This window comes from Nocardia sp. NPDC004123 (genome assembly GCF_053603795.1).
In genome coordinates this window covers 20,684-28,140 of record NZ_JBSGGG010000052.1, presented here as the reverse complement: position 1 = coordinate 28,140, position 7,457 = coordinate 20,684, and the positions used below count along the sequence as shown (strand labels likewise).

Genomic DNA, 7,457 nt, shown 5'->3' with positions numbered 1-7,457 from the left:
GGGCGGAAGGCATTGCGTACCTCGGGGCGATCGAAGGCGATCCGCACCGTGCCCTGCTCGATGTGCCGGTGGTACGTGATGTCGGTGAGGTTCTCAAATCCCGGGACGGGCCGCCACAGCGTCGCATTGAAGGTCACGGGAGTGAACATACTGTTCCGGTTCCCGGCGCGGTGCTGACCCACCGCAGTTCGGCGCCGTGTTCTGCGCGTCGCTCCGGAATACCGGCGGCGGAATTCGGCCATCCGACAAGCGCGCTGATTGTTAGCGGGCGGGGTTGCCCGGGGCTCGATCGGACGCTTGCTATTGGTGCGGAGAGAACTCCGACCGATCGGTAACCGAAAGTGAAACGCTGCCAATCGATTGCGGAGGGCTTACAGTGCTGTTGCTGCTGAGGCAGTAGCAGCGCATTGGCATCGTGTGTGCGGGGACACCGGTGCGTATAGTTGCGTGCGCTCGTTCATCGAAAAACTATCCGGAGGAACCTGAAAGTGGTTGCAGCACTGTCTGAATCCCTGCTCGATGACGCAAAGCGTCCGGCCTTCATCGCCGACGCGGAGAAGGTTCTGGACGAGGAGGTGTCGGACAAGGGCGGCGCGTCGGGCCTGGTCGTCAAGGGCGGCTACGCCGCGATCAAGAAGGTCAGCCCCTCGATCGTGAGTGACGCGCTGGAGTCCTTCGCGCCCAAGTTCGTCGAGCAGCTGGAGCCGTTCTGGGCGGAGTACAAGAACGGTGGCGCCGGGTCGTTCGCCGATCTGCTGGTCGCCAAGCAGGACGAGGTGGCCGACGCGCTGCTGTCGGTGACCGACGCGCGGGCCGAGGCGTCCTCGCGCCCGGCGCTGACCAAGGTCTACAACTCCATGCGTTCGTCGGCGAAGAAGCATGTCGCCGAGGCCCTTCCGCGCCTGGGTGACCTGGTGCAGAAGCACGCTGGTTAATCAGGCCGACCGGTTCGCGGCCCGGCGAGGGGCCGCGAACAGTCACGGTCCGCGGTGCTGCCGCCCGTGGACAGCGAATGCCCGCCGAGGTGGTTCGGGGGCACTCGCCTCATTCCGGCTCCGTGCGCCGGTTCAGCCCTGGGACTTGCCCACCCGCCAGTAGCCGGTGAAAGTGATGTCCGCCTTGGGGATTTCGCGCTCCTGCGCCAGATGCCGCCGCACTCCCGCGGCCAGCTTCTGCTCACCCGCGACGAAGGCGTAGACGCCCGCGCCGGGCAGGTCCGCCCCGCGCACGGTCTCCGCCGCCAGTGCGCCGATCTCGCCGTGCGGATCCGTGCGGACCAGCCAGTTCACCTGCACGCCTGCGGGTTCGCCCAGTTCCTGCCGGTCCTCGGCGGACGGAAGCTCGAGATATGCCGCGCCCCGGGCATCCCGCGGCAGCGACCGCAGCACGCCCGCGATGCCGGGCAGCGCGCTCTCGTCACCCACCAGCAGTGTCCAATCACTATGGCCGGGAGCCTGATAGGTGATGCCCTCGTCCAGCAGTCCGACCTGGCAGCCGGGTGTGGCGCTGTTGGCCCACGCGGAGGCGGGGCTGTCGTCACCGTGTGAGACGAAATCGATGTCGATCTCGGCCGTGCTGCCGAATTCCCCGAAACCGGCCGCTCGGTAGTCCCGCACCGTGTAGTTGCGCGCCAGCGGACGGTGTTCCTTGCCCATCATCAGGTACTGCGCGAACCAGCCGAGGTTGCTCGCGGAGGTGGGCAGCCGCAGGTTGCCGTCGCGTCCGGGCATGAACAGCCGGAACCACTGGTCGTAGCCCATGGCGGTGAATCCGGCCAGGCCCGGGCCGCCGAGGGTGACGCGGACGAAATGGGGGCTGATCCGTTTGCTGGCCAGGACCTCCGCGGTGCGGATCTCGCGGTGCTCGGGCTTGACATGCTTGCTGCGCTTCGCCATTGGCTTAGGTTAGCAAACCCTAACTTAATAACACAGGTGTGAGCGGGCCGACGGAGCGGGGCGGGCGGCTGTCTGAGAGGCTGGAGGTGTGAATCCTTCGACAGCCCAGGCGCACGTCGTCGTCGACGAGCTCGCGCGCGGCGGAGTGCGGGATGTCGTCCTGTGCCCCGGGTCGCGAAATGCGCCGCTGGCTTTCGCATTGCAGGCGGCCGACCAGGCCGGGCGGATCCGGCTGCACATGCGCATCGACGAGCGTTCCGCGGGCTTCCTGGCCGTCGGCCTGTCCGCCGCCAGCGGCCGACCGGTGCCCGTCGTCATGACCTCCGGCACCGCCGTGGCCAATCTGGGCCCGGCCGTCCTCGAAGCGAACTACGCCCGCATCCCGCTGATCGTGCTGAGCGCCAACCGCCCGTACGAGATGCTCGGCACCGGGGCGAACCAGACCGTCGAGCAGTTCGGTCTCTTCGGCAGCCAGGTGCGCGCCGCCATCAGCCTGGGGCTGGCCGAGTCCGAGCCCGGCGACGATCTGTACTCGAAGCAGAACAGCGTGTGGCGCTCCGCGGTCTGCCGCGTGCTGGCCGCCGCCCGCGGCAGCCGCTCCGGCAATGCCGGGCCGGTGCACTTCGACATTCCGCTGCGGGAACCGCTGGTGCCGGACCTGGCCGCCGGTGACTCGCTGCCTCCGGGCCGGCAACACGAAGAGCCCTGGACCGCAACGCAATACGCGACCCTCGACGTCCCGCTGGACATCGACCTGACCCCGGACACCCTGGTCATCTCCGGTCACGGCGCGGGCCATCGCCCCGAACTCGCGGCCCTGCCCACGGTCGCCGAACCCACCGCGCCCATGCACGGCCCGGCGCTGCATCCGCTGGCGCTGCCGCTGCTGCAGCCCCGGCAGGCGATCATCACCGGCCGGCCGACCCTGCACCGGCAGGTGTCGCGGGTGCTGTCGGACCCGGAGATCACGGTGTACGCGCTGACCACCGGCCCGCGCTGGCCCGATGTGTCCGGCAATGTGGTGGGCACCGGCACCCGCGCGGTCACCCACGGCGCGCCGCGGCCGGAGTGGCTGGAGCTGTGCCGGGAGCTGAACGAGAAGGCCGTCACCGTGGTGCGCGCGGAGCTGGCCGGACACCCGAAGCCGACCGGTCTGCATGTCGCGGCCGTGGTGATGGACGCCCTGCGCGACGGCGACCAGCTGCTGCTCGGCGCCTCGAACCCGGTGCGTGACGCCGCGCTGGTTTCCGCGCCGCGGCCCGGCGTGCGGGTGCTGTCCAACCGCGGCGTGGCCGGCATCGACGGCACCGTCTCGGCGGCGGTCGGCGCGGCCCTCACCCATCCGGGCCGCACCGTCGCGCTCATGGGCGACCTGACCTTCCTGCACGACGCGTCCGGCCTGCTCATCGGCCCGGGTGAGCCGCGGCCGGAGGACCTCACCATCGTGGTCGCCAATGACGACGGCGGCGGCATCTTCGAACTGCTCGAACAGGGCGATCCGCAGTACGCGGGCGTGTTCGAGCGGGTCTTCGGCACCCCCCACGGCATGAATCTGGCCGCGCTGTGCGCCGCCTACCGCATTCCACACCGCCAGGTCGCCCCCGCGCAGCTGGCGATCGAGCTGACCGGCAACGCACACGGCATCCGGGTCCTGGAGGTCGCGACCGAGCGGTCGGGCCTGCGGGAGCTGCACGCCACCGTGCGGGCGGGCGTGTCGAATTAGCTTGGGCGCGAACGGCGCCGGTCAGTACTCGCTGCCGGCGTCCGATTCGTAGTCGTCGTCCATGGGAACGGGGATCGCCTGCTCGACCAGATCCCCCTCGGAGGCGGTCCAGCCACTGTCTCCGGCGGGCAGCGATGTGATCTCGGAGTCCGATTCGAGCGCCTCGGGGTTCACCTCGTCCAGCGGATTGGCGGGGGTGCTCTGTTCTACATAGTCGGCCTCGGGCACTGCGTCGATGCGATCGATCATCGCTTGCTCCTCTCTGCCGGGGTGGGCGGGCCGCGCAGTCGGGCACTTCGAGAATGCTCCCGTTTCACCAGCTCGGCAACCCGTCCTCATCCCGCTCGGCAACCGGTCCGCCCATCACTCGCCGGGCAGCGCCGCGTCGTCGGCGGGGTACTCGACCAGGGCCAGTACCCGGCCCGCCATGAACCGGGCGGTGCGGACCGGCCCGCCGGTTCGAGTCACTTCGCTGACCTCCACGATTCCCCGCGCGATGCGGGTCTCGATGCGGCGGCCCGCTCTGGTCGCCATGATTTCGTAGTTCCGAGACCCGTCGCCGGTGTCGACGACGATCTCCACGCGATCACCTTTCATCTATCAATTCTCCTCCCCACCAGCGTCTTTCGCCGCTGATACCGCCTAACGAACCGGTTGCGGCGCAGCGCTGCAAGCACACTCCGGGCGCTCGCCGGACCTGGCCCGGGCGGTCGGACAGCCTTATGCCCCGGCGGAGTCGGATCTGGCGGTGCTGCTCGGCTTCCTTCGTGACACCCCGCGGGCAGGGGTGCCCGGGCTCTTCGGGCCGGTTGTCGATATCCCGGCCGAGGCGCCGCTCGTCGATCGCGTGGTCGGACTGACCGGTCGCGATCCGGGCTGGACGGCGGACTGACCGCGCGGCAACGGCGCCCCGCAGGCACGGCGAGGGGTGGTGCGTGCGGGCGGCCGTGGGATGACTATCGAGGCATTCGGTGCGCGTGCTCTGGTGTGCCGGAAGCGAACACGCCCTGCTCCGCGGCCAGTGCGGCGGCCTCGGCGGCGGCGTCGACGGCCCGCTCGTCGACCGGATCCCCGCTGACCAGCAGGCGGTAGTAGAGCGGGGCCGAGACGGCGGAAAGCACTGCGCGCGGGTCGGTTCCGGGCGGGACCTCGCCGCGCGCGACGGCCGCCTCGACGCAGGGGGACCATTCGGTCAGCCGGGTGTCGTAGAAGGCGCGCAGGGCCGTGGCGGCGGTGTCGTCGCTGGTGGCGGCGGCGATGACGGCCCGGAAGAGGCGGCCCTGCCGGGCATCGGTGAGCGTCTTCCCGACCAGCCGCGCATTGGCGAGCAGATCCCCGCGCAGGCTGCCGGTATCGCTGTGGGGGAGTGAGGTTTCGGCCATATCGGCCAGCAGGTCGGCGACCAGTCCTGCCGGGGTGCGCCAGCGGCGGTAGACGGTGGTCTTGCCGACTTCGGCGTGTGCGGCCACCTCGGCCAGATCGAGGGTGGCGAAGCCGCGTTCGGCGAGCAGGTCGCCGGCGGCGCGCAGCACGGACTCGCGGACGCGAGCGGTGCGCCCGCCCGGGCGGACCGAGCCGGGGGTCGGGTCGGCATGGTCCGCTGCGTGCGTCTCGCTGCCCTCTGCGCGTATGTCGCGGCTCATAACGGTTCTCCAGTTCCATTTGCGGCGAGACGAGTGTAGCGTCATGCGAGTTAATGAAACTATAGTTCCGTTAGGAGTGGTGGTCATGGAATATCGTCGGCTCGGCGCCTCGGGTCTGCTGCTTCCGGCATTGAGCTTCGGTGCGGGCACCTTCGGCGGTCGCGGCGAACTCTTCTCCGCTTGGGGCGACACCGACGCCCGGCAGGCCCGCCGTCTGGTGGACATCAGCCTGGACGCGGGCGTCACCCTCTTCGACACCGCCGACGTCTACTCCGACGGCGCCTCGGAAGAGGTACTGGGCGAGGCGATCCGGGGCCGCCGCGAGCAGCTGCTGCTCTCCACCAAGGCCTCGCTGCCCACCGGTCCCGGCCCGTGCGACGCCGGATCCGGTCGCGCCCGGCTGATCTCGGCCGTCGAGGGCTCACTGCGGCGGCTCGGCACCGACCACCTCGACCTGTTCCAGCTGCACGCCTTCGACGCGGGCACGCCGGTCGAGGAGGTGCTGGCGGCGCTCGACGAGCTGGTGCGCGCCGGCAAGATCCGCTATGTCGGCGCGTCCAATTTCGCGGGCTGGCAGCTCATGAAATCCCTTGCCGCCGCGGACCGGTACGGCTTCCCGCGCTATGTCGCGCACCAGGTCTACTACTCCCTGGTCGGCCGCGATTACGAGTGGGAACTGATGCCGCTCGGCCTGGATCAGGGGGTGGGCGCGGTGGTCTGGAGCCCGCTCGGCTGGGGCCGCCTCACCGGCAGAATCCGTCGCGGACAACCGCTTCCGGCCGGCAGCCGCCTGCACACCACCGCCGAGGCGGGCCCGCCGGTGCGCGACGAACTGCTCTACGACGTCGTGGACGTCCTCGACGAGATCGCCGCCGAAACCGGCCGCACGGTCCCGCAGATCGCCCTGAACTGGCTGCTGCGCAGGCCGAGCGTGGCCACGGTCATCGTGGGCGCACGCAATGAGGAACAGCTGCGGCAGAATCTCGGCGCGGTCGGCTGGAGTCTCGAGGCCGACCAGCTCGCCCGGCTGGACAAGGCGAGCGCGGTGACCCCGCCCTATCCCTATTACCCGTACTACCGGCTGCCGGACTTCGCGCGGCTCAATCCGCCCGCGGTGTAAGGGTTCACGGGTTCGGGAAGAGTCCCTGCGCGAGCACCGGCCAGGAGGTCTTCAGGTCGTCCTGCCAGTAGCCCCAGATGTGGGTGCCGCTGCTGCGGAATTCGAATGTCGCCGGAATGTTCAGGGATTCCAGGCGTTTCTGCAGAATCGCCGTGGACAGTTCGCAATTCGCCTCGATGAGGGAGCCCAGTGCCACGGTCTTGGGGGTGTCCGCGGGCGCTTCCATCCGGCCGCGCGCGCCGGGCATGTCGAAGGCGCCCGGAATGCCGTTGCCGGTGGAGATGAAAAGGTTGGTGCCGCGCAGTTTCTCGGCATTGAGGGTGGGGTCGTTGGCCACCCACAGTGGGCCGCCCTCGGGGCCCCACATGTTCTCGACCTTGCCGCCGCCGTAGAGCTCGGTGACCATCTTGATGGCCTCCCGGGCCATCGGCGTGATGGTCTGGAAGAAACCGCTGTACACGGCCGCACTACGGAACAGCCCGGGATTGAAGATGACCGAATTCAATACGGGCAGGCCGGCCATCGAGATACCGGCGATGGCATTGTTGCCACTGCTGGTCAGTGCGGCCGTCATCAACGGCGGCAATTCCTTGCCCAGATAGGTGGACCATTTGTTGACCCCCAGCGCGCGGTCGGGCTGGAGCCAGTCGGTGTACCAGCTGAATCTGCCGCCGATGATCTGTACGACATTGATGTTCTTGTCGCTCAGGAAATCCAGTGCGTCCGTGCGCAATTGCCAGGTGGCGGCGTCCTCGCCGCCGCCGGCGCCATTGAGGAGGTAGAGGGTGGGGCGCGGCTCGGCGGTGTCCGCCGGGCGCAGCACGTCGACCGGGAAGGTCTGGTTCATGGCCGCGGAGTAGACGGTGAAGGTGACGTGGCGGTCGTCGGTGACGCCCACGCTCTTGATGAAGGAGCCGTCGTCTGTCTTCATGTCCGGGACCGAGACGCCGGGTGCGGTGGGATCGTCCGCGCCGGCGGGCACGCCGCCCGACAGGCCCAGTGCGGCGACGATCGCGAGCACCGCCGCCGTCGATCGTGCGGTGACTCGACTGATCCGACGGTTCACGGCACCTGCC

Annotated in this window: 9 protein-coding genes and 1 pseudogene; 4 read left to right on the top strand and 6 right to left on the bottom strand. The window is 69.5% G+C overall.

All coding sequences use genetic code 11. From position 1 onward, the window contains the following. Positions 1 to 137: pseudogene (locus ACWEQQ_RS44240) on the bottom strand (1,4-dihydroxy-2-naphthoyl-CoA synthase); the annotation flags it as partial. Positions 138 to 488: 351 nt separating this feature from the next. Between ACWEQQ_RS44240 and ACWEQQ_RS44235 the strand changes: the two are divergent. Further along, the gene (locus ACWEQQ_RS44235) at positions 489 to 935 is read left to right on the top strand and encodes a DUF6918 family protein (protein ID WP_364625618.1); all 447 of its coding nucleotides are present in this window, start codon (positions 489 to 491) and stop codon (positions 933 to 935) included. Between the two features lie 132 nt (positions 936 to 1,067). Here the strand turns inward: ACWEQQ_RS44235 and ACWEQQ_RS44230 are convergent, their stop codons facing one another. After that, positions 1,068 to 1,895 (bottom strand): siderophore-interacting protein, encoded by an 828-nt coding sequence (locus ACWEQQ_RS44230; protein WP_452352451.1) that lies wholly within the window; start codon positions 1,893 to 1,895, stop codon positions 1,068 to 1,070. An 88-nt stretch (positions 1,896 to 1,983) separates the two neighbouring features. Here ACWEQQ_RS44230 and menD point away from each other — a divergent pair, with 88 nt between their 5' ends. Then, the gene (menD, locus tag ACWEQQ_RS44225) at positions 1,984 to 3,618 is read left to right on the top strand and encodes a 2-succinyl-5-enolpyruvyl-6-hydroxy-3-cyclohexene-1-carboxylic-acid synthase (RefSeq protein ID WP_452345661.1); all 1,635 of its coding nucleotides are present in this window, start codon (positions 1,984 to 1,986) and stop codon (positions 3,616 to 3,618) included. 21 nt (positions 3,619 to 3,639) lie between these two features. Here the strand turns inward: menD and ACWEQQ_RS44220 are convergent, their stop codons facing one another. Next, on the bottom strand, positions 3,640 to 3,867 hold the full coding sequence (locus tag ACWEQQ_RS44220; protein WP_452345662.1) for a hypothetical protein: 228 nt from the start codon (positions 3,865 to 3,867) through the stop codon (positions 3,640 to 3,642). A 114-nt stretch (positions 3,868 to 3,981) separates the two neighbouring features. Further along, positions 3,982 to 4,215, bottom strand: coding sequence for a hypothetical protein (locus tag ACWEQQ_RS44215; RefSeq protein WP_364625607.1), 234 nt, complete (start codon positions 4,213 to 4,215; stop codon positions 3,982 to 3,984). Between the two features lie 151 nt (positions 4,216 to 4,366). On the opposite strand from ACWEQQ_RS44215, the gene ACWEQQ_RS44210 reads away from it, so the two are divergent. Then, positions 4,367 to 4,510 (top strand): hypothetical protein, encoded by a 144-nt coding sequence (locus tag ACWEQQ_RS44210; protein WP_452352450.1) that lies wholly within the window; start codon positions 4,367 to 4,369, stop codon positions 4,508 to 4,510. Positions 4,511 to 4,574: 64 nt separating this feature from the next. Here the strand turns inward: ACWEQQ_RS44210 and ACWEQQ_RS44205 are convergent, their stop codons facing one another. After that, positions 4,575 to 5,261 carry a TetR/AcrR family transcriptional regulator gene (locus ACWEQQ_RS44205; protein ID WP_452352449.1) on the bottom strand — a complete coding sequence of 229 codons (687 nt, stop codon included), beginning with the start codon at positions 5,259 to 5,261 and terminating at the stop codon, positions 4,575 to 4,577. Positions 5,262 to 5,346: 85 nt separating this feature from the next. On the opposite strand from ACWEQQ_RS44205, the gene ACWEQQ_RS44200 reads away from it, so the two are divergent. Continuing rightward, a complete protein-coding gene (locus ACWEQQ_RS44200; protein WP_452352448.1) occupies positions 5,347 to 6,381 on the top strand; it encodes an aldo/keto reductase in 1,035 nt (344 codons plus the stop codon). Between the two features lie 4 nt (positions 6,382 to 6,385). Here the strand turns inward: ACWEQQ_RS44200 and ACWEQQ_RS44195 are convergent, their stop codons facing one another. Next, on the bottom strand, positions 6,386 to 7,447 hold the full coding sequence (locus tag ACWEQQ_RS44195) for an alpha/beta hydrolase (protein WP_452352447.1): 1,062 nt from the start codon (positions 7,445 to 7,447) through the stop codon (positions 6,386 to 6,388). Positions 7,448 to 7,457 lie beyond the last annotated feature (10 nt).

What these genes read in the sequence shown, in the direction of transcription:
- ACWEQQ_RS44200 (WP_452352448.1), top strand. Translation starts at nt 5,347, where the DNA reads ATGGAATATCGTCGGCTCGGCGCCTCGGGTCTGCTGCTTCCGGCATTG.
- ACWEQQ_RS44230 (WP_452352451.1), bottom strand. Translation starts at nt 1,895, where the DNA reads ATGGCGAAGCGCAGCAAGCATGTCAAGCCCGAGCACCGCGAGATCCGC.
- ACWEQQ_RS44215 (WP_364625607.1), bottom strand. Translation starts at nt 4,215, where the DNA reads ATGAAAGGTGATCGCGTGGAGATCGTCGTCGACACCGGCGACGGGTCT.
- ACWEQQ_RS44220 (WP_452345662.1), bottom strand. Translation starts at nt 3,867, where the DNA reads ATGATCGATCGCATCGACGCAGTGCCCGAGGCCGACTATGTAGAACAG.
- ACWEQQ_RS44205 (WP_452352449.1), bottom strand. Translation starts at nt 5,261, where the DNA reads ATGAGCCGCGACATACGCGCAGAGGGCAGCGAGACGCACGCAGCGGAC.